This is a genomic window from Tardiphaga sp. 619_E2_N8_4 (genome assembly GCF_051810905.1).
GTDB lineage: Bacteria > Pseudomonadota > Alphaproteobacteria > Rhizobiales > Xanthobacteraceae > Tardiphaga > Tardiphaga robiniae.
In genome coordinates this window covers 2,945,875-2,966,295 of record NZ_JBPWQJ010000001.1, presented here as the reverse complement: position 1 = coordinate 2,966,295, position 20,421 = coordinate 2,945,875, and the positions used below count along the sequence as shown (strand labels likewise).

Sequence of the window (20,421 nt, the reverse complement as noted above, 5' to 3'; positions counted from 1 at the left end):
CCAACAGGCCAGCCGCACAAGGCTGAGCGACAGAATGTGCATGAGCGCTGCTCGTTTGCGCGTCTGGCGGCAACGACATCGATCAGCCGACATCCTGCAAAACGGCCTCGATCACCTTGCGCTCGTCGGCGGTCAAAGCCGGCTGCGGCGCTACGGGATCGCCGACATCGTAGCCCTGGATCGCCAGGCCCGTCTTGATGCAGGCGGCCAGATTATAGCGCGCAAAGGCCTCGTTGAGACGCCACATCCGCCGTTGCAGAACCATGGCTTCGTCCCAGCGATGCGCCTTGCAGAGATTGTAGAGTTCGACGCTCTGCTTCGGCACGACGCAGGCCGGGCCCGCCATCCAGCCGACGCCGCCGATCAGCATGACGGCTGACGGAATATGCGCCGAGGCGGCAAACACTTTCAGTTTGTCGCCGCAGCGGTTGATGATCGACAACAGCCGGCCGGTATTGGTGGAGGCATCCTTGATATACTGAATGCGCGGATGTTCAGCGAGCCGCGCCACGACGTCGAGTGTCAGATCCGAACGCTGGAATTGCGGATTGGTGTAGATCACCACGGGAATATCGACGGCATCGGCGATGGCGCGGAAGTAGGATTCGATCTGCGCATCCTTGAGCGGGAAATACGCTTCGAGAATAGCTAGGATGCCGGTGGCGCCGAGCTTCTGATACGACTTCGCCTGCGCCACCGCATCGACCGTCGAGGTCGATGCCACGCCTGCCACCACCGGCACGCGCCCGCCTGCCGCCTCGATCGTAGCCTGCACCACCGTCCTGCGCTGCTCGCGATTGAGATAGGCGAATTCGCCGGTCGAGCCGAGCGGCGTCAGACCATGCACGCCCGCGCTGATGAGATCCCCGCACAGGCGGCCCAGCACATCGGTGCGGATACGCCCCTCGTCGTCAGCAGGCGAGACGAGATAGGGAAACACGCCGTGGAAATCTGCCATCGCATCAGGCCTTCGGCTTGAAATTCTCGATCACGCGCAACAACACGCGCGCACCGACCTCGACATCCGCATCGTCCACATGCTCGGCAGGATTGTGGCTGATCCCGCCGCGACAGCGCACGAACAGCATCGCCACATCGGCAATATCGGTCATCGCCATGCCGTCATGGCCGGCCCCGCTCGGCAGCTCGAACGCGCGATAGCCCTCGGCAGTAATTGCATCGGCGATCTGCTTCTGCAGCCAGGGCGCACACGGCACCGTGCGATTCTCATGGGTGATGTTGATCTGCAGATCGAGCTTGCGCGCTTTGGCGATCGACTCGATCTCACGCACCATGTCGGTGATGGCGAGCTTGCGATAGGAATCCTTTGGCGACCGGATATCCATGGTGAACGATACCAGCCCGGGAATGACATTGGTCGCACCCGGCATCGCATTGATATAACCCACGGTGCCGACAAGACCGCCGCGGTCCGACTGGCAGAACTCCTCGATCGCAACGATACATTCGGCGGCGCCCACCAGTGCATCGCGCCGCATCGCCATGGGTACCGTGCCGGCATGACCGGCCATGCCGTGCAATTCGACTGCGAGACGCGTCGCACCCGAAATGGCAGTCACGACCCCCACCGGCAGCTTCTGCGCTTCAAGCACCGGCCCCTGCTCGATATGCAGTTCGAGATAGGCGAGCAATTCGCCGGGCGCGCGCGCTGCGGCGCCGACGTGATCGGGATCGAGGCCGAAGGTGATCATCGCCTCGCGCATCGAGATACCCGCTTTGTCGCGGCCGCCGAGCACGCTCTCGACAAACGTCCCGGCCACCGCGCGGCTGCCGAGCAGCGTCGAGGCGAAGCGTACGCCCTCCTCGTCGGCGAAAGCAGCGATCTCGATGGCGAAGGGCAAACGAAGGCCGCGACGGTTGAGATCGCCGACGCAGGAAATCGCCGTGATGATCCCGAGCGGTCCGTCCCAGCGGCCGGCATCGCGGACGGTGTCGTAATGTGAGCCCAGCATTAGGCACGGCAGACCGGGCCGGTCGCCTTCATAGCGTCCGCAGACATTGCCGATCGCATCGATACGCGCCCGCATGCCGGCTGCCTGCATCCAGCCGATGATCAGTTCGGCGGCAGCACGATGTTCCGGTGTAAGGAATATTCGCGTGATGTTGTCCGGCGCTTCCGAAATAGCAGCCAGCGCGTTGATGCGTTCGACGATCTCGCCGCCGAGCGATTGGCCGGAAGCTCCGACGACTTTCTCTTCCATCGCAATCATGCTTCTTTGTTCAGACCAGTGGCCCGGCTGGGACTTGAATGATCCAGCTCGTAAATACTAGTGCGGCTAGCAGGGCAAAGCGAATCCGCGTTTGACCTCGCGGGAAGCTAGCAGATTTCGACACCCGGACGACAGGAGCCCCGATGGCCAGGCAAGACTCGTCGAGTAGAGATGAGGCCCTTCTCAGACTTTCTTTCGACGCCGCACGCAAAGCCATGGAGCGCGGCAACCATCCGTTCGGCGCGATCCTGGTCGATGCACACGGCAAGGTCCTGATGGAAGCCGGTAACGCCTTCATGCCGTCCCATGACGGCACCGCCCATGCCGAACGGCTGCTCTGCAGCGAAGCCTCGATTGCCTATGACGAGAGCGAACTAAAGACCTTCACGCTGTATTCGTCGGCAGAACCCTGCGCCATGTGCGCCGGCGCGATCTATTGGGTCGGCATTGGCCGGCTGGTTTATGGGCTCGGCGAAGCAAGGCTCAAGGCGATCACCGGCGACCATCCGGAGAATCCCACGCTGGATCTGCCTTGCCGCAATGTCTTTGCTGCCGGGCAGAAGAGCATCGAGGTCGTCGGACCGCTGCTCGAAGACGAGGCAGCCGTGCAGCACGAGAATTTCTGGGCGCAACAGGGCTAGTCATGTCGACATGAAAACGACGCCGCGATTCACGCAGCGTCGTTTTCGTATTGAAGTCAGCTCAGATCAGAACTTGACGGTGACGCCGGAATAGAGCGAGTCCTCGCGGCACGATCCGGGCGCAAACGTGGTGCACGGCAGGCTGGCATTCTCATCCAAGCCGAACTTGTTCCGCCAGAGCCGATAGGCCACCCACACGTCGACATTGTGAGTGTATTTCGGTCCCCAGATCGCCTTGCTGGCGTCGAAGGTCAGACGGATCGGTTCGGCGTTGATCTCCATCTTGGTTGCCGTGCCGATGATCTGGCCGTTCTCCGAACCTTTCGGCCCGTAGAAGCCGGCCCGGCCGCTGATCGCGAAATAATCCATGCTCGGCGGCAGGAAGCCGAGATCCATGTAGTAATTGAGTTCAACGGCCCAGGTCGGGTTGAACTGGCGGTTGCCGTCGATGTTGCACGAGACGCCCGGGATTTGACCGGGAGCGCCGGCGTAACCGCACTGCGTAAAGGTGCTGCGGTTGGCGAACTCGTAATAGAACAACGGATTGACGTTGAAGAAGCCCTTGTAAGGCAGGTCGAAAGCGAATTGCAGACCGGTCACGACGTCGCGCTTGGATGCGGAGAAGAACCGGTTTTCAGTGCTGCCATCCGCACCGATGACGAACGACACGTTGCGCAGCGGGCCCATCGAGAAGGCCTTGGTGTTGAAGACCTCGTTGAAGCCGATCGTGCTACGGATCAGGCCGTAGATTTCTGTTGCGCCTTCGCAGCCCGTGATCGGACGCAGCGGATCGGCGCACGGATTAGCCGGGCTGCTCTTGCCCGCCTTCTCGAGGCCGATGTTGAAGAAGTTGGTGCCGTAGGTCCAGACGTCGAAGTGGGTGAAGGCGAAGACCTGTTTGGTGGTCTTGTTGGTCACGCCGGGATCGACCGCCCCCCACTGATAGGCATAGGTGAAGCGGTTATCGATCAACAGGAAGAACGGAAGATCCGGGATCGGCTTTGCCTTGACCGGCATGGCCGCCATGTCGGCGGCGCTTGCCGAGCCTGTCGGCACCATGGCTGTTAGCGACAGCAACGTCGCGGCTGCGATTGCGCGGAAACGATTGGCCATTGGAATTACCCCCACCTGTTGACAATGATTGCGTGCCTCTCGCGAGAGAGTTGTTGCAATCAGTCCGAGTGAGAAGCCTCAACTTTTTCCAATAGTTGCCACGGATTTCATCAGGGATGCCCAGTGAAATCAGTATTTTATGCTTGAAGCATCGTGTTTTCGGGATGGTGAAATGACACCATGCGAGCGCGTGTAAGACACGCGCTTAGAGACTGTAAAGATTGGTATTTTGCGACGTTCTGTCGCAGGTTTCCGAACGAAGCTCCGATGGTGAATTCACACTGTGATTCCGTGTTTGCACCGCAAGAAAATCACTGCCCAACTTCTCAACACACGAGAAAATCCGGATATCGAATTCGTTGCACATGTACCAGAACTGCAACACTTCAGACCAAGTATACAATGCGAAAGTCGAATAAACGTCATTCAATCAACGAAAAGCCCGAGCTCACGCGATTGCGTCGACAGGAATCGCCCAAGAAAGCGATCCAGTCCAAAAATAAGGCAGACGCTGGCGCTTATTCGAGATTTACGCTGCATTCCAATCCGGCACACACTTGCCGCAAACCTCCTTTTCACGCGTGAGTAGCGAATGTTGGATTCGGGATCGGGACACGCGCGTTCGGGGACGGTGCTTCTGCAGACCATCGGTCTGACCAAGCGCTATGGCAGTTTCCTCGCCAATGACGCCATCGACATCGCGATCCGTCCGCAGGAAATTCACGCGCTGCTCGGCGAGAACGGCGCCGGCAAATCCACGCTCGTCAAAACCATCGACGGCCTGATCCAGCCAAGCGAAGGCGAGATGCTCTGGCAGGGCGAGAAGATGGTGCTCGCCGGCCCGCACGATGCGCGCGCCCGCGGCATCGGCATGGTGTTCCAGCACTTCTCGCTGTTCGACAATCTGACCGTCGCCGAGAACGTTGCGCTCGGTCTCGACGGCAAGGAATCCTTCAAGGCGATGTCGGCGCGGCTCGAACAGGTGTCGCAGCAATATGGCCTGCCGCTCGATCCGAAGCGCGAGGTCTGGCAGCTCTCGGTCGGCGAACGTCAGCGCATCGAGATCGTGCGTGTGCTGATGCAGAATCCGAAATTCCTGATCCTCGACGAGCCCACCGCCGTGCTGACGCCGCAGGAGGCCGATCAGCTCTTCGTCGTGCTGGAGCGCCTGAAGTCGGAAGGCCGCGCGATCCTTTACATCAGCCACAAGCTCGACGAGGTGAAGCGGCTCTGCGACACCGCCACCATCCTGCGCGGCGGCAAGAAGATCTCGACCTGTCTGCCACGCGAAGAAACTGCCGCATCATTGGCGCGCATGATGGTCGGCACCGAGATCAAGCAGGTGAAAGCCGCCGCCAATCGGCAAACCACCGTGCCGCGGCTCGTGGTCAACGATCTCAGCCTCGCGCCCGACGAACCACATGGCGTGCATCTGAAAAACATCTCGCTGGAGCTGAAGGGCGGCGAGATCCTTGGCATCGCCGGCGTCGCCGGCAATGGGCAGGACGAGTTCTTCGCGGCGCTCTCCGGCGAGCGTCTCGCCAAGGATCCCGGCACCATCGTCATCGACGGCCACGCCGCCGGACATCTGTCGATTACCGCGCGCCGCAAGCTTGGCGCGGCCTTCGTTCCCGAAGAACGGCTCGGCCACGGCACCGCGCCGCGCATGAGATTGTCGGAGAACGCGCTGCTCACCGGCCACGCCGCATCCGGCATGGTGCACAACGGTTTCATCAATACGGCGGCGACGCTCGCGACCGTCGACCGCGCCACCGCGAGTTTCGACGTGCGCAAGGCCAAGCGCGATCCGGAAGCTGCCAGCCTTTCCGGCGGCAACCTGCAGAAATTCATCGTCGGCCGCGAGATTCTGCGTAATCCCATCGTGCTCGTGGTCAGCCAGCCGACATGGGGCGTCGATGCGGGTGCAGCCGCCGTCATCCGTCAGGCGCTGCTCGATCTTGCCGCTGCGGGCGCTGCCATCCTCGTCACCAGCCAGGACCTTGACGAACTCGCTGATATCGCCGACCGCATCGCTGTGATGTTCCACGGTCGTCTGTCCGAGCCGTTAATGACGGCGGATGCCGACAGGGAAACGCTGGGCCTGCTGATGGGCGGCAGCGCACTCACGCCAAAGGACGTGCCCGATGCAGTTGGTGCTTGAGAAGCGCGCGGAGCGATCGACCATCATCGCGCTGGTATCGCCCGTTATCGCCATCGGGCTCACCATCGTGACCATGAGCATCCTGTTCGTGATCATCGGCAAGAATCCGATCGCCGCGCTCAACGTCTATTTCATCACGCCGCTGACCGACGCCTATTCGCTGCAGGAGCTCGCGGTGAAAGCCGCGCCTTTGGTGATGATCGCCATTGGCCTGTCGCTTTGTTACCTCGCCAATGTCTGGAATATCGGCGCGGAGGGACAGTTCCTCGTCGGTGCCGTGGCGGGCAGTTGGCTTGCGGTGAAGACCAACGGCACCGATGCCGGCGTCTGGGTCTTGCCGGCGATGCTGCTGCTCGGTGCCATCGCGGGCGCGCTCTATGCGTTGATCCCGGCCTTCTGCAAGGTGCGCTTCGGCGCCAGTGAAATTCTGGTCAGCCTGATGCTGGTCTATGTGGCCGACCTGCTGCTGGACTATCTCGTCCGCGGCCCGTGGCGCGATCCCAAAGGGTTCAACTTCCCGACCACGGCCGAATTCGATCCGGTCGCCACCGTGCCCCTGCTGTTCGAGGGTGGACGGCTGCATCTCGGCGCGGTCATCGCGCTGGTGATCGTTGTTGCCGCTGCTGTCCTGCTCGGCCGCACCATCAAGGGCTTTGAAATTCGCGTGGTTGGCGCGGCACCGCGGGCGGCGCGCTTCGGCGGCTTCTCGTCGAACCAGCTCGTGCTGCTGACTTTCGCGATATCCGGCGCGCTGGCTGGCCTTGCGGGGATCATCGAGGTCGCCGGCCCCGTTGGTCATCTGCAGCCCGGCATCTCGCCCGGCTATGGCTTCACCGCGATCATCGTTGCATTTCTCGGACGGCTCAACCCGGTTGGAATACTAATTGCAGGGCTTTTCCTGGCGCTGACATTTATCGGCGGGGAGCAAGCGCAGATCGCCATGAAGATCCCACTCGATATCACCAAGGTGTTTCAGGGCATCCTGCTGTTCTATGTGCTCGCCTGCGACAGCCTGATCCTGTACCGGATCAAGCTCATCATGCCGCAGCGGAAGGTCGCCGATGGAGCTGCTTGAAGCCATCATCCTTGCCGTACTCGCGGCGTCGACACCGCTGCTGCTCGCCGCCTCTGGCGAGTTGCTGGTGGAGCGCGCTGGCGTGCTCAATCTCGGCGTCGAAGGCATGATGATCGTCGGCGCCGCCTGCGGCTTTGCCGGCGCCTGGGCCACCGGCTCGACCTTCATCGGAGCGCTGTGCGGCATTCTCGCCGGCGTCGCGCTATCGCTGGTGTTTGCACTGATGACGCTCGGCCTCGCCGTCAATCAGGTCGCCACCGGTCTCGCGCTGACCATCCTGGGCATCGGCGTGTCCGGCCTGATCGGTGCCGGCTTTGTCGGCGAACGCGTCAGCACAGCGCCACGTCTGTATATTCCCGGCCTGACCACGCTCCCCTTCGTCGGCAAGATCCTGTTCGGTGAAGATGCCTTCGTCTACGTCTCGCTCGCGCTGATCATCGGAATGTCCTGGTTCCTCTATCGCACCCGGGCGGGGCTGGTCCTCCGCGCCATCGGCGACAATCACGTCTCCGCCCATGCGCTCGGTTATCCCGTGCTCAAGATCCGCATGTTCGCCGTGATGTTCGGCGGCGGCTGCGCGGGACTGGCCGGCGCCTATCTGCCGCTGGCCTATACGCCGTTCTTCGTACCCGGCATGACCGCCGGCCGCGGCTGGATCGCGCTGGCGCTGGTGGTATTCGCCTCATGGCTGCCGGGGCGCCTCGTGATCGGCGCCTATCTGTTCGGCGCGGTCTCGATCTTGCAACTTCATGCGCAGGGCTGGGGCGTCGGCGTGCCCTCGCAACTAATGTCCGCACTGCCCTATCTCGCAACCGTCGTCGTGCTGGTGCTGATCTCGCGCACCCGCAGCGGCGGCTCCACGGCGCCGGCCGCATTGGGCACGGTATTCGTGCCCGACCGCTAAAGACATTCTCGCAAGACTATCTCGCAAACAGGAGACGCGTATGAACAGGAAAGCACTTGCAGCCGCCGCCCTACTGCTGGCCACCGGCCTCGGATTGGGTGCAGCCGTCGCCGCCGACAAGCTGAAGGTCGGCTTCGTCTATATCGGCCCGGTCGGCGATTTCGGCTGGACCTATCAGCACGAAGTCGGCCGCCAGATGATCGTCAAGGAATTTGGCGACAAGATCGAGACCACCTATCTCGAAAACGTCAGCGAAGGCCCGGACTCCGAGCGCTCCATCGAACAGCTCGCGCGGGCCGGCAATCAGCTCATCTTCACCACGTCGTTCGGCTATATGGATCCGACGCTGAAAGTCGCCAAGCGCAATCCCAAGGTGATGTTCGAACACGCCACCGGCTTCAAGCGCGACAAGAACATGTCGAGCTATTCCGGCCGCTTCTTCGAAGGCCGCTACATCCAGGGCCTGATCGCCGCCAAGATGTCGAAGAAGGGCGTGCTCGGCTATATCGGCTCGTTCCCGATCCCGGAAGTGATCTCCGGCATCAATGCCACCATGCTGGCCGCGCAGAAGATCAATCCGGACATCAAGATCAAGATCATCTGGGTCAACACCTGGTTCGATCCCGGCAAGGAAGCCGATGCCGCCAAGGCGCTGCTCGATCAGGGCGCCGACGTGATCATGCAGCACACGGATTCGCCGGCCGCCATGCAGGTCGCCTCCGAACGCGGCGCGCTCGCCTTCGGCCAGGACTCCGACATGATCAAGTTCGGTCCCAAGACCCAGCTCACCGCGGTCACCAACAACTGGGGTCCGTACTACGTGGAACGCGTCAAGGCGGCCCTCGATGGCACCTGGAAGTCGGAAGACACCTGGGCCGGCCTGAAGGAAAAGATGGTCGTGATGGCGCCCTATACCAACATGCCGGACGACGTGAGGAAGATGGCGATGGACACCGAAGCCGCCATCATCGCCGGCACGCTTAAGCCGTTCAAATGCCCAATCATGGGACAAGACGGCAAGGAAGTGGAATGCAAGGGCGGCGACGCCCTCGATCCCGGCCAGGTGCTCGGGATGAACTTCTATGTGAAGGGGATCGACGACAAGATTCCGGGGAAGTAACCGGCGCCGGCCCCTCGCGAGATATCCGGACGACAGCGTCCGGATATCTCGTTGATGACCGTCGGAGATTCGCTCCGACGCATCACATCTTCTGAACCCAGAACTGATACATCGAAATGAACGTATAGGGGTTCTCGGTTTCGAACACATGCCACGACCCAAGATCGGTCATGGCAATGTCTGCAGGAAATCGCTGACGATATTTTCGCTTCGTCGCGACGTCGACATCGAAGCCGAGAAACCGCAGATCGTTATCCTTCAGGAACCGCTCGATCTGCGGCAGCGTCATGCGATGTTCCTGCCCGTGAAACAGCAGGTCGCGGCAGTCGCTCAGGCTGAAGAAATCCGATGTCAATGTCACGTTCTTGAGCGGCATGCCGTCCTCGCAGGCGAGCAATTCCTGCCGGCAGAGACGAATGTCCGCGGGTACGGGCCGATAGCCACGCTCCGCGATGAATGCGCGCGCGGCGACGATGTCCCGTCTGGCGATCTCGCTATAGAGCGCGATCTGCATCACGCCATCGGGCTTCAACAGCGACACCAATATGCGCCATGCAGCGAATGGATCGGCGAGATGGTGCAGCACACCGCTCGATTCGATCATCTCGAACGTGTGGCCGATCGACGACAACTTCATAATGTCGGCATGGGCATGGCGCAGATTGCGGATGCCGAGCGCACGCGTCTGCCGCCGCGCATAACTCAGCGATTTCAAACTGAGATCAATGGCGAGGACCTGCGCGTCACGGAATCTCTGTGCCGCGTGGATAGCCGAGCGGCCCGTGCCGCAACCAGCCACCAGGATGTTGACCGATCCCTCCTTGCCACCGGGTATGAAGGACGAGTCAGGAAATTGTTCGGAGAGAAACGCATCGAGCGTCGTTGATGGACCAATCGGCTCCGCAGCGAGCCACTGCGGATAGGGATGCTCCTCATAGTGGCTGCGGACCTGCAACGACACGTCGTCATCGACCGGCGTCAAGGCCGGCATGAGGGAGCTGAGCCGCCGTTCCTCTTGCCAGGCGCGGATCTGCTGATCCAGCACGGCGCCGACGCTATCCGGCCAACGGCGATCGAGAAGACGCTCCGGATTGGCGAGAGCATGGAGCGGCATATAGCTGGCAATCGCCAGGAGCGACAAAGCTGACACGGACGCTCCCGACGCTAGTCTGGCAGCAACGTCGCTCCGCAACGACTCGACGTGCTCTGCCTCGATTGCGGATAGCGCAAAGACGTAGCTGTTGATGAAGCACTGCCGTGCGACGGCAGAGAACAGCGTCAGCACGGGTGCTGGCACCGCGGCGCCGGATAGGCCTTGCGCAGTGCTCAGAAGAACGAAGCGAAGCTCGGTCGCGAATTTTTCCAGCAACGGGTTCGACACGGGTGTCGCCTGCAGCACGGCACGCAGCAGTGAATCCCCGGCAAACGCTGCTATTCCCGACGAAGCCAGTATCGCCTCTGCCGGCTGCGACCGAAAATCCGGATCGGCAAGCCGCGCCATGCCCGATCTCAATGCATCACTGAACACGAGAAAGGTCGCACAGGCAGGCGCAAGGGTGGACGGCCTCACCCACGCCTCGGAGATCGCACGCTCCAGGATCGATCTGATATCGCCGGCATCGGGCCGAAGCAGCGGCGACTGCAGGCAAGCAGCCACCGTTGCTTTCGTCTCAAACGTCTCCTGTACGGCCAGTGCCCGGCACGACAGCCGCAGCGCCTGTGCGATATCCCCGTTCTGCAATAACAGCCTTGCCAGGGCGCACAAGGCATCCGACCAGTCCGGCTTCAGCGCCAGCGCATGACGATAAGCCTCCTCGGCGTCCCGTTCACGCGCCAGTTCGATGAACGCCCATCCACGACCAAGCCATGCTTCGGCAAGACGCGAATTGATTGCGAGTGCCTGATCGTAAGTCGCGCACGCATCACCATATTGTCGGAGCCCGAGCAAGGCACTTGCCTTGTTGACGATGACCTCCGCATAGTTCGGACGCAGTGCGATGGCCCTGTCGAAAGCAATGATGGCTTCGGCGTATCGCTTGAGGTCGTTGAGAACAGTCCCTCGGCCATTCCAGGTATCGGCAACGGCAGGATTGATCGCCAGCGCTCCGTCAAAGCGCTGCAAGGCCTCCGCCGGACGCTTCAATGCCTTCAGAACGAGACCGTAATTATAGAAAGTCGCATCCGACGACGCGTCGAGCTGAAGAGCCGTCTTGATAAATGGTTCCGCCTCGGCATGGCGTTTCAACTGGCTGAGAACGACGCTCAGGAGGTTGAGCGTGGCAATGTGTCTGGGCTGCTGCCGGAGGACTTTCCTTAGTCCTCGCTCCGCATCCTCAAGCCGGCCCGACTGCAAGAACGCAATAGCTTCCCGAAAACTGAACTCGACCGGTGCCGACATGAGTGTGCCGAAAGAACCTGAGAAAAATCTGCAATATCTCTCTCAATTACCAGCACAGCCTGCGACTTTAAAGCGCACTTTTCTCTCACCCCCTACCTTGACACCGCAGTTTTCTTAATGGGTCTGCATCGCCTTCGCCGCCGCGCTGTGTCGGCGGATCAGATCCGCGACATCCAGACCCGGAATGGCGCCGTCGATCACGCGCCACGCGCCGCCCACCATCACCCGGTCCGCACGATGCGCGCCGCACAGCACGAGTGCCGCCAGCGGATCGCCATGGCCGGAGAAGCGCAGCTCGTCGAGTTTGAACAACGCCAGATCCGCCATCTTCCCCACAGCGATCTCACCCAGCTCGGGCCGCCCAACACACGCCGCCGAGCCCTTCGTCGCCCAGCGCAGCGCATCCTTGTGGCTGACGCGGCCGACGCCGTAACGCGCCCGCTGCAGCAGAAATGCCGCGCGCACTTCCTGCATCAGATTCGATCCGTCATTCGATGCCGAACCATCGACGCCGAGGCCGATACCGACGCCCGCGTCTTCCATCTCGCAGACCGGACAGCAGCCGGAGGCCAGCAGCTGATTGCTGCACGAGCAGTGACTGATCGTGGTCCCGGCCTTGCCGAGCCGCAGCATTTCCGCCCCGTTGAAGTGGATGCCATGTGCAAGCCAGGTACGCTTGTTCAGCCAGCCGGTCTGCTCCAGATAATCCAGCGGACGGCAGCCATAGATCTCCTCGCAATAGCGGTTCTCGTCCTCGGTCTCGCCGAGATGCGTATGCAGGCGGACATCGAGCTTGTCCGCAAGCGCCGCGGTGCTTGCCATCAGCGATGTCGTCACCGAGAACGGCGAGCACGGCGCCAGCGCGATCTGCACCATGGCGTCTTCGCCGCGCTGGTGGAATTTCGCCACCACGCGCTCGCTATCAGCCAGGATCGTGTCCTCGTCCTGCACCACGCTGTCCGGCGGCAATCCGCCGTCCTTCACCGAACGGTTCATCGATCCCCGCGTCAGCAGCACGCGCATGCCGAGCCGCTGCGCCACCGCAACTTCGATATCGACGGACGCTTCGAGGCCGGCCGGAAACACATAGTGGTGATCGGTGGTCGTCGTGCAGCCCGACAGCAGCAGTTCGGACATCGCCACGCTGACGCCGAGATGGAGATTCTCAGGCGTCAGCCGCGCCCAGACCGGATAGAGCGCCTGCAGCCAGGGAAACAGCTCGCGATCCAGCGCCGCCGGCAAGGCGCGCGTGAGCGTCTGATAGAAATGATGGTGCGTATTGATCAGCCCCGGCAGCACCACATGGGTGCTGGCATCATAAGTTGCGATATCCGCCGTGGCCGGCTGGCCGCCGGCCGGCACCAGTTCGACAATCCGACCATTCCTGACGACAACGCCGCGCTCGGCACCCTCGGCGAAAATGCCGAGCGGATCCTTGATCCAGGTGGCCTGCGTTTCTGTCATGGCTCATCTCCTTCGGTCATGGACCCGACCTTGCAATTCAGGGACCAGCCACGAATACTTCAACTTGTTCTGCAATTGTCGGCGACTTGGCGTCGGTCTTGCAAGGTTCACGATGATACTTCAAGGGGTCATTGCCGAGTGAAAGCATAACCGCCCTATGGATTTGAATACGGTCACGTCCGTTGCCCGCCCCACAACGCGGGAACAGCTACCGACATGGAGTGCCGGGGATGCATGGCTCGCCGGGGGCACCTGGCTTTTCTCCGAACCGCAGACCCACCTGACGCGGCTGATCGACCTCACCGATCTCAAATGGCCGGCCCTCACCGTCACCGACAGCGAATTGCAGATCGCCGCGACCTGCACCGTGGCGCAGCTCGACGCGCTGCCCTGCCCTCCTGACTGGATCGCATCGCCCCTGATCAATCAATGTTGCCGCGCCTTCCTCGCTTCTTTCAAGATCTGGAAGACTGCAACGGTCGGCGGCAATCTCTGCATGTCGCTGCCCGCCGGCCCGATGATCGCGCTCACCGCCGCGCTCGATGGTGTCTGCACGATCTGGAAGGCCGATGGCAGCGTAGATGCGATCGACGTAGCGGACTTCGTCACCGGCAATCAAAGTAATGTGCTGATGCCGGGTGATCTCCTGCGCAGCATTGCCATTCCTCTTGCAGCGTTCAAGCGCCGCTCTGCATTCAGGCAGATCTCGCTGACGCCGGTCGGGCGATCTGCTGCGCTGCTGATAGGAAGCCTTGATGAAGATGGCTTGCGGCTGACGATCACGGCATCGACGAAGCGGCCTGTCCGTATCGCGCTCCCAACACTTCCCGATGCCGACACGCTCGAAGAAGCGATCCTCGATCGGGTTCCGGACAACCTCTATCACGATGATGTTCACGGCAAGCCGGCCTGGCGCAAGCAGATGACATTGCGGCTCGCAGAAGAGATCCGCGCCGAGCTGCGGGGCTTCGGGCCATGAGTTTCGAGATCAACGGCCACAGCTTTTCGCAGCAGCCGCAAGCCGGCCAATGCCTGCGCACCTTCCTGCGCGAGCTCGGCCATTTCGGTGTCAAGAAAGGTTGCGATGCCGGCGATTGCGGCGCCTGCACCGTGTTGCTCGACGGCGAGCCAGTGCATAGCTGCATCATTCCGGCATTCCGCGCCGAAGGCCATGCGGTCACCACGATCGAAGGTCTCGCGTCCGAAGGCGGCATCCATCCGATGCAGCAGGCGTTCCTGGACGCACAGGGATTCCAGTGCGGCTTCTGCACATCCGGGATGATCGTGACCTGCGCGTCGCTCAATCAGGCACAGCGCGCCGATCTCGGAGCGTCGCTGAAGGGAAATCTGTGTCGCTGCACAGGCTATCGCGCGATCGAAGATGCACTCGATGGCAAGTCCAATGTGCAAGACGCCGAGCCCGGCACCGCTTTCGGCCGCAGCCTGCCCGCGCCCGCTGGTCCCCAGGTGGTGATGGGCAAGGCGCGCTACACATTTGACGTCGCCATGGACGGCCTGCTGCATATCAAGATGCTGCGCGCGCCGCATCCCCATGCCCGCATCGTGTCGATTGATGCATCAGCAGCACGGGCTATGCCGGGCGTGCATGCCGTGCTGACGCATGCGGATGCGCCGGTCACATTGTTCTCGACGGCGCGCCACGAGATCGATGCAATGGATCCCGAGGATACACGGATCCTCGACGACACCGTGCGCTTCATCGGCCAGAAAGTCGCCGCCGTGGTCGCGGAGAGCGAGGCGATCGCGGAGGAAGCCTGCCGCCGCATCGACGTCGTCTACGAAATCCTGCCCGCAGTATTCGATCCCGCAGCCGCCATTGCGCCCGGCGCGCCGGTCATTCACCCCGACAAGACGCCGGTGCATCGCGTCAGCAATGCTATCAGAAACATCGTCGCCGAAACGCACGGCGAATTCGGCGACGTCGCAGCGGCGCTGGCGGAGTCGGCCGTCACCTATGAGGGCACTTTCACGACGCAACGCGTGCAGCACGGCCATCTCGAGACCCATGGCGGCATGGCCTGGCTCGATGTAGACGGCATCCTCAATATCCGCTCAAGCACGCAGACGCCATTCCTGACACGCCGCGCGCTGGCTCAATTGTATGATCTTCCCTCCGACAAGATCCGCGTGTTCTGCGAACGCGTCGGCGGCGGCTTCGGCGGCAAGCAGGAAATGTTCGTCGAGGACATTCTCGCGCTGGCCGCGCTCAAGACCGGCCGCCCGGTGAAGTGGGAACTGACCCGCGAGGAGCAGTTCATCGCCACATCGACGCGGCATCCGATGCGCGTCACGGTCAAGGCCGGCGCCGACAAGTACGGCAAGCTCACCGCGCTGCAGCTCGACGTGCTCTCCAACACCGGCGCCTATGGCAATCACGCAGGCCCGGTGTTGTTTCACGCCTGCGGTGAATCGCTCGGCGTCTATAACTGCGCCAACAAGAAGGTCGATGCCGTCGTTGCCTATACCAACACGGTGCCGGCCGGTGCGTTTCGCGGCTATGGTCTGCCGCAAACCCTGTTCGCGGTGGAAGCCGCCATCGACAATCTCGCCGCGCAGCTCGACATCAGCCCGTATGATTTCCGCCGGCACAACGTCATCAAGCCCGGCGATCCCATGCTGTCGCCCGCCGGCACGCACTACGACGATGTGCTGATCGGCAGTTACGGCCTCGACCAGTGCCTCGATCTGGTCGAGCAGGCGATGCAGGCGGAGACGAAACAAAACCTCGATGACGATTGGCTGATCGGCGACGGCATCGCGCTCACCATGATCGACACTGTGCCGCCGCAGGGCCACATCGCCCAAGTCGTCATCGCCAAACGTGACGACGGCGACTACGATCTCACGGTCGGCACCGCCGAATTCGGCAATGGCACCGCGACGGTGCATCGGCAGATCGCGGCCACCACGCTCGGCTGCAGCGTCGAGCAGATTCATCTGCGCCAGTCCGATACGCGGAATGGCGGCCACGACACCGGCGCCTATGGCAGCGCCGGCACATTCGTCGCTGGCAAAGCCACCCATGACGCCGCGCAGAAGCTGGTGGCGGCGATGCAGGCGGACAGCAGCGTACGCAGCGCCACCGGCACTTCGGGCGGCACCCCGCGTTCGGTCGCCTTCAACGTCCAGGGATTTCGCGTCGCGGTGAACAAGGGGACCGGCGCGATCAAGGTTCTCAAGAGCGTGCAGGCGGCGGACGCTGGCGCCGTCGCCAATCCGATGCAGCTCCGCGGCCAGATCGAAGGCGGCGTCGCACAGTCGCTGGGGGCCACGCTCTATGAGGAGATGGTGATCGACGACCGCGGCCGCGTCGTCAATCCGAAATTCCGCGACTATCATCTGCCATCCTTCGCCGATCTGCCGCGCACCGAAGTGTATTTCGCCGACACCTATGATGCGATCGGGCCATTGGGTGCGAAGTCGATGAGCGAAAGCCCCTACAATCCCGTCGCGGCCGCCATGGGCAACGCACTGTTCGACGCCACCGGCATCCGGTTCACGCAGGTGCCGTTCAAGCCGGACCGGATTTTTCCGGAATTGCAGAAGAAGTTTGGGAAGTAGCCGACGTCAGTAGAGGTGTCGTCCCCGCGAAGGCGGGGACCCATAGCCACGATCGTTGAAATAGGAGCGGCAGAGCTACGACCACATCGCTTTAAACAGATCCCTGGTGTTTATGGATCCCCGCCCCGCGCACGCCTTCGGCGTGCTAGGCGGGGATGACATCCGGAGATGTGCCCTGCCCCTCACCCGCCGCGAAGACGCGGCGACCTCTCTCCGCCTAGCGAAGCTTCGCTTCGCGTGGGAGCGGGGAGAGGTTAAGCAAAACTACCCCCGCCCCACCGTGCATTCGATCTGCCCGTGTGGCTCGTCCGTCGGCAGGAACACGTCGTTGTTGTTGTCGAGACCGAACGTCGAGAGATTCATCAGGATGTAGTGGATGTTGGGACAGGCCATGCTGATCTCGGAAATCTCCGGCACCGCGGCCAGCACCTTCTCACCCATACGATACAGGCTGTTCTGCACGCTCGGACTATAGGTCGTCGCGAATTCCTTCAGCAGCGTGTCCAGAATTGTCTTGTTGGTCGCGGGATAGCTCGCCGGCTTGCCGGACCATGTCCACGATGCCACCATCGATGTCGCGCAGATGCGATCACTGGTCGGCTGGATCGTCGAATATTTGTCGGTGTAGTAATTCTCCCAGCCCGACTGGGTCGACTTCATGAAGGTGAAACCGTCGAGGCCCGAGCTCATGACCGTGCCGTCGCGCGTGGCATGGATCTCGACGGTCGGCTTGCCGTTGCTGTCGAGCAGGAACGAATGCGGATGCAACTCGCCATCGACGGCGAGGCGCGCCCATTTGGTCTCATGCGCAGTGATGCTGACGGAACTCGCCTGTGGATACAGGTCGAGATAGCGCTTCGCCAGCACCTGACAGAACTCCTCGGTCGACAGCGCAGTATTCTCGCGCGCCACCACATTGACGATGTTCTTGATCGTGTCCGTGGAGGTCGAGGTGGAGTTGTCGGCGTCGGTATAGGCCCGGCCAAAATCGCCTTCCAGCATCGCCTTGATGCTGAGCTGGCTGACGTCCTGCTTGTCGCCGTCGCGATGGATCCGCATGATGCGGACACGGCCTTTTCCATATCTGTTCTTGATGAGCGGCACGCACGACCTCCAGTCTGTAGTGGCAACCGGGGAACTTCGGTCGCCGGGCAATATATTGAGCAATGCTCACTTTTGAGCAACCTTCGTGCCACCGGTCACCACACCACCAGGGCGAAACGGCTTTCAGCGGCGTCTGGCACGAGGCTTGTATCTGACGATCATAATGCCACGATATTTCATCACCTAAGCAAGGGGCTAGATCAATGACAGAGAGCGTCCATCCCGTCGACGAGGTCCTCCCGACCCCGCGCCTGCTCGCGCTGGGCCTGCAGCATGTGCTGGTGATGTATGCCGGCGCGGTCGCGGTGCCGCTCATTATCGGCCGCGCCCTGAAGCTGCCGCCGCAGGACGTCGCCTTCCTGATCTCCGCCGACCTGTTCGCCTGCGGCCTGGCCACGCTGGTCCAGTGTATCGGCTTTCCCGGCGTCGGCATCCGCCTGCCTGTCATGATGGGCGTCACTTTCGCCTCGGTCGGCCCGATGCTGTCGATGGCCACCGCCCCGGAGATCGGCCTGCTCGGCATCTATGGCTCGGTCATCGCTGCCGGAATCTTCGGCATCATTGTCGCGCCTTTCATCAGCCGGCTGCTGCCGCTGTTTCCACCGGTGGTCACCGGCACCATCATCATGGTGATCGGCATCTCCCTGATGCGCGTTGGTATCAACTGGGCTGGTGGCGGATTACCCATGTTCACAAAGATGATCGATGGCGTTCCGCACACGTTCCCCAATCCGGCTTACGGCCAGTTGCAGGGGCTCGGCATCGCGCTGTTCGTGCTGGTCGTGATCCTCGCGCTGATCAAATGGGGCACCGGCTTTCTGTCCAATGTCTCGGTGCTGCTCGGCATCATCGCCGGCGCCGTCCTCGCCAGCCTGCTCGGCGTAATGCATTTCGACAAGGTCGGCACCGCCGGCTGGGTCGACATCGTGCTGCCGTTCCATTTCGGCATGCCGCAATTCCATCTCGTCCCCATCGTCACCATGTGCATCGTGATGATTGTGGTGATGATCGAGTCGCTCGGCATGTTCCTGGCGCTCGGCGAGATGACCGACCGCAAGGTGGACCGCGATGCGCTGACCAAGGGCCTGCGCGCCGATGGTGTCGGCACCTTCCTCGGCGGCATCTTCAACACCTTCCCCTATACCTCGTTCTCGCAGAATGTCGGCCTCGTCGGCGTCACCGGCGTGCGCTCGCGCTGGGTCACCATCGCCGGCGGCGGCATCATGCTGGTGCTCGGCCTGCTGCCGAAGATGGCCGCGCTAGTGGAGTCGGTGCCGCAGGTGGTGCTCGGCGGCGCCGGCCTCGTAATGTTCGGCATGGTCGCCGCGACCGGCGCGCGCATCCTCACCGCGGTCGATTTCAAGACCAACCAGCGCAACCTGTTCGTGGTCGCCATCTCCGTCGGCTTCGGCATGATCCCGCTGGTGTCGCCGAACTTCTTCAAGGCACTGCCGCATGACCTGCACCCGCTGCTGGAGTCGGGCATCCTGCTTTGCGCGCTGGTGGCCGTGATCCTGAACGCGTTCTTCAATGGCGTCAGCAGTGCCGAGACCGCAAAGGCGGAAGCGGCGGGCGTGGCTGCGGCTGCGACGCATTGAAAAGATCAGGGCCAAACACTCCGCCCTCATCCTGAGGACCCGCGCATCTTGCGCGGCGTCTCGAAGGATGGCCGCCAACTCATGGTTCGAGACGCGCGCCAAGAGGCACGCTCCTCACCATGAGGGACGGAGTGAGAGCGTCTACTTCACCTTCGGCTCTAGCCCGCTGGCCACGATCACCGGCGCGGCCTGCTTCGAGGACAGAAACGCGATCAGCGCCTTGCCGGCATCGGGCTGCGGCGCATTGCTCGCAAGCCCCGCCGAGAACACGGTGATCTTCTGCAGCTCCGCCGGCAGCGGGCCGACGATCTCGATGCCCTTGACCGGCTTCAATTCGCTGATCTGCTGAAAGCCGATCTCCGCTTCGCCCCGGGCGACGATCTCGCCCACCGGCCTCGCCGGGATCTTGCGCGCCTTGTCCTTCATGGCGTCGGCAATGCCGAGCTTCTCGAACATCTCCTTGCTGACATACACACCGCTGGCGCTATCCGAATAGGCCACAGTCCTGGTCTTGAGCAGCGCAACCTTCAGCGTATCCGCCGAGGACAGGTCCGGCTTCGGCGCGCCCTCCTTCACGGCAACGCCAATGGGCGAATCCGCGAGATCGACGCGGCTGTCGGCGATCACCTTGCCCTTGCTGACGAGATCGCCGAGCGCATAGCCCACCATGATCAGCACATCGGCCGGCTCGCCCCGCGCCAGCCGCATCGGGATCGCCTGCGGCGTCTCCCCCATCGACGGCCCATAGGCCGTGACGACCGTATTGCCCGTCGCCTTCTCGAATTGCGGCACCAGTTCCTTGTAGGCCGCCGTAAAACCGCCGGAGATCATGACATGGACTTCGGAGGCCAAGGCGCTGACTGTGGCCATGGACGTAAATGCCGCAACCAGCAGCAAGCGATTGATGCCACGCATGACGTTCTCCCTGATTTTTTATTTTATTATGAGACGACCTATTTGGGTCGAATGTAGGATGGCGCGATTGCGAAACTCTCAGTCGTCATGGCTGGGCTTGTCCCGGCCATCCAGG

Annotated in this window: 15 protein-coding genes; 8 read left to right on the top strand and 7 right to left on the bottom strand. The window is 62.1% G+C overall.

Features of this window, described 5'->3' with window-relative positions; genetic code table 11:
• Positions 1-82: 82 nt before the first annotated feature.
• Both AB8A23_RS14110 and AB8A23_RS14105 read right to left on the bottom strand, forming a co-directional pair.
• Positions 83-958, bottom strand: a complete 876-nt coding sequence (locus tag AB8A23_RS14110) for a dihydrodipicolinate synthase family protein (protein ID WP_439059400.1) — start codon at positions 956-958, stop codon at positions 83-85.
• 4 nt (positions 959-962) lie between these two features.
• On the bottom strand, positions 963-2,222 hold the full coding sequence (locus tag AB8A23_RS14105) for an allantoate amidohydrolase (RefSeq protein WP_439059401.1): 1,260 nt from the start codon (positions 2,220-2,222) through the stop codon (positions 963-965).
• Positions 2,223-2,374: 152 nt separating this feature from the next.
• Here AB8A23_RS14105 and AB8A23_RS14100 point away from each other — a divergent pair, with 152 nt between their 5' ends.
• Positions 2,375-2,872 (top strand): nucleoside deaminase, encoded by a 498-nt coding sequence (locus tag AB8A23_RS14100; protein WP_175366612.1) that lies wholly within the window; start codon positions 2,375-2,377, stop codon positions 2,870-2,872.
• Between the two features lie 66 nt (positions 2,873-2,938).
• On the opposite strand, the gene AB8A23_RS14095 is transcribed toward AB8A23_RS14100, so the two are convergent.
• Entirely contained in the window at positions 2,939-3,985 is a 1,047-nt protein-coding gene (locus AB8A23_RS14095) for a hypothetical protein (RefSeq protein ID WP_175366613.1), read from the bottom strand.
• Positions 3,986-4,577: 592 nt separating this feature from the next.
• Between AB8A23_RS14095 and AB8A23_RS14090 the strand changes: the two genes are divergently transcribed.
• The 4 genes from AB8A23_RS14090 to AB8A23_RS14075 are packed head-to-tail and all read left to right on the top strand — an operon-like array spanning position 4,578 to position 9,245.
• Positions 4,578-6,146 (top strand): ABC transporter ATP-binding protein, encoded by a 1,569-nt coding sequence (locus AB8A23_RS14090; protein WP_439059402.1) that lies wholly within the window; start codon positions 4,578-4,580, stop codon positions 6,144-6,146.
• Positions 6,130-7,221, top strand: a complete 1,092-nt coding sequence (locus AB8A23_RS14085; protein ID WP_120291479.1) for an ABC transporter permease — start codon at positions 6,130-6,132, stop codon at positions 7,219-7,221. The genes AB8A23_RS14090 and AB8A23_RS14085 overlap by 17 nt, the downstream gene beginning before the upstream one ends.
• The gene (locus tag AB8A23_RS14080) at positions 7,208-8,125 is read left to right on the top strand and encodes an ABC transporter permease (RefSeq protein ID WP_439059403.1); all 918 of its coding nucleotides are present in this window, start codon (positions 7,208-7,210) and stop codon (positions 8,123-8,125) included. Before AB8A23_RS14085 ends, AB8A23_RS14080 begins: the two co-directional genes overlap by 14 nt.
• A gap of 40 nt (positions 8,126-8,165) precedes the next feature.
• Positions 8,166-9,245 (top strand): BMP family ABC transporter substrate-binding protein, encoded by a 1,080-nt coding sequence (locus AB8A23_RS14075; protein ID WP_439059404.1) that lies wholly within the window; start codon positions 8,166-8,168, stop codon positions 9,243-9,245.
• An 82-nt stretch (positions 9,246-9,327) separates the two neighbouring features.
• Here AB8A23_RS14075 and AB8A23_RS14070 read toward each other — a convergent pair whose 3' ends face one another.
• The gene (locus tag AB8A23_RS14070; RefSeq protein WP_439059405.1) at positions 9,328-11,643 is read right to left on the bottom strand and encodes a tetratricopeptide repeat protein; all 2,316 of its coding nucleotides are present in this window, start codon (positions 11,641-11,643) and stop codon (positions 9,328-9,330) included.
• Positions 11,644-11,757: 114 nt separating this feature from the next.
• Complete coding sequence (locus AB8A23_RS14065; RefSeq protein WP_439059406.1) at positions 11,758-13,107, bottom strand: 8-oxoguanine deaminase; 1,350 nt, start codon at positions 13,105-13,107, stop codon at positions 11,758-11,760.
• 157 nt (positions 13,108-13,264) lie between these two features.
• Here AB8A23_RS14065 and AB8A23_RS14060 point away from each other — a divergent pair, with 157 nt between their 5' ends.
• Together AB8A23_RS14060 and AB8A23_RS14055 are read left to right on the top strand one after the other, a co-directional pair.
• Positions 13,265-14,086, top strand: a complete 822-nt coding sequence (locus AB8A23_RS14060; protein WP_439059407.1) for an FAD binding domain-containing protein — start codon at positions 13,265-13,267, stop codon at positions 14,084-14,086.
• Positions 14,083-16,689, top strand: a complete 2,607-nt coding sequence (locus AB8A23_RS14055) for a molybdopterin-dependent oxidoreductase (RefSeq protein WP_439059408.1) — start codon at positions 14,083-14,085, stop codon at positions 16,687-16,689. The genes AB8A23_RS14060 and AB8A23_RS14055 overlap by 4 nt, the downstream gene beginning before the upstream one ends.
• A gap of 264 nt (positions 16,690-16,953) precedes the next feature.
• Here AB8A23_RS14055 and pucL read toward each other — a convergent pair whose 3' ends face one another.
• On the bottom strand, positions 16,954-17,793 hold the full coding sequence (gene pucL, locus AB8A23_RS14050; protein ID WP_439059409.1) for a factor-independent urate hydroxylase: 840 nt from the start codon (positions 17,791-17,793) through the stop codon (positions 16,954-16,956).
• A gap of 203 nt (positions 17,794-17,996) precedes the next feature.
• Here pucL and AB8A23_RS14045 point away from each other — a divergent pair, with 203 nt between their 5' ends.
• Positions 17,997-19,391, top strand: coding sequence for a nucleobase:cation symporter-2 family protein (locus tag AB8A23_RS14045; RefSeq protein ID WP_439059410.1), 1,395 nt, complete (start codon positions 17,997-17,999; stop codon positions 19,389-19,391).
• Positions 19,392-19,532: 141 nt separating this feature from the next.
• On the opposite strand, the gene AB8A23_RS14040 is transcribed toward AB8A23_RS14045, so the two are convergent.
• Positions 19,533-20,261, bottom strand: a complete 729-nt coding sequence (locus tag AB8A23_RS14040) for a substrate-binding domain-containing protein (RefSeq protein WP_439060527.1) — start codon at positions 20,259-20,261, stop codon at positions 19,533-19,535.
• Between the last annotated feature and the right edge of the window lie 160 nt (positions 20,262-20,421).

Excerpts from the sequence above, each read along its gene's own strand:
- AB8A23_RS14045 (WP_439059410.1), top strand. The coding sequence starts at position 17,997 with ATGACAGAGAGCGTCCATCCCGTCGACGAGGTCCTCCCGACCCCGCGC.
- AB8A23_RS14065 (WP_439059406.1), bottom strand. The coding sequence starts at position 13,107 with ATGACAGAAACGCAGGCCACCTGGATCAAGGATCCGCTCGGCATTTTC.
- AB8A23_RS14060 (WP_439059407.1), top strand. The coding sequence starts at position 13,265 with ATGGATTTGAATACGGTCACGTCCGTTGCCCGCCCCACAACGCGGGAA.
- AB8A23_RS14080 (WP_439059403.1), top strand. The coding sequence starts at position 7,208 with ATGGAGCTGCTTGAAGCCATCATCCTTGCCGTACTCGCGGCGTCGACA.
- AB8A23_RS14110 (WP_439059400.1), bottom strand. The coding sequence starts at position 958 with ATGGCAGATTTCCACGGCGTGTTTCCCTATCTCGTCTCGCCTGCTGAC.
- AB8A23_RS14105 (WP_439059401.1), bottom strand. The coding sequence starts at position 2,222 with ATGGAAGAGAAAGTCGTCGGAGCTTCCGGCCAATCGCTCGGCGGCGAG.
- AB8A23_RS14100 (WP_175366612.1), top strand. The coding sequence starts at position 2,375 with ATGGCCAGGCAAGACTCGTCGAGTAGAGATGAGGCCCTTCTCAGACTT.
- AB8A23_RS14040 (WP_439060527.1), bottom strand. The coding sequence starts at position 20,261 with ATGGCCACAGTCAGCGCCTTGGCCTCCGAAGTCCATGTCATGATCTCC.
- AB8A23_RS14095 (WP_175366613.1), bottom strand. The coding sequence starts at position 3,985 with ATGGCCAATCGTTTCCGCGCAATCGCAGCCGCGACGTTGCTGTCGCTA.
- AB8A23_RS14055 (WP_439059408.1), top strand. The coding sequence starts at position 14,083 with ATGAGTTTCGAGATCAACGGCCACAGCTTTTCGCAGCAGCCGCAAGCC.
- AB8A23_RS14070 (WP_439059405.1), bottom strand. The coding sequence starts at position 11,643 with ATGTCGGCACCGGTCGAGTTCAGTTTTCGGGAAGCTATTGCGTTCTTG.
- AB8A23_RS14085 (WP_120291479.1), top strand. The coding sequence starts at position 6,130 with ATGCAGTTGGTGCTTGAGAAGCGCGCGGAGCGATCGACCATCATCGCG.
- AB8A23_RS14090 (WP_439059402.1), top strand. The coding sequence starts at position 4,578 with ATGTTGGATTCGGGATCGGGACACGCGCGTTCGGGGACGGTGCTTCTG.
- AB8A23_RS14075 (WP_439059404.1), top strand. The coding sequence starts at position 8,166 with ATGAACAGGAAAGCACTTGCAGCCGCCGCCCTACTGCTGGCCACCGGC.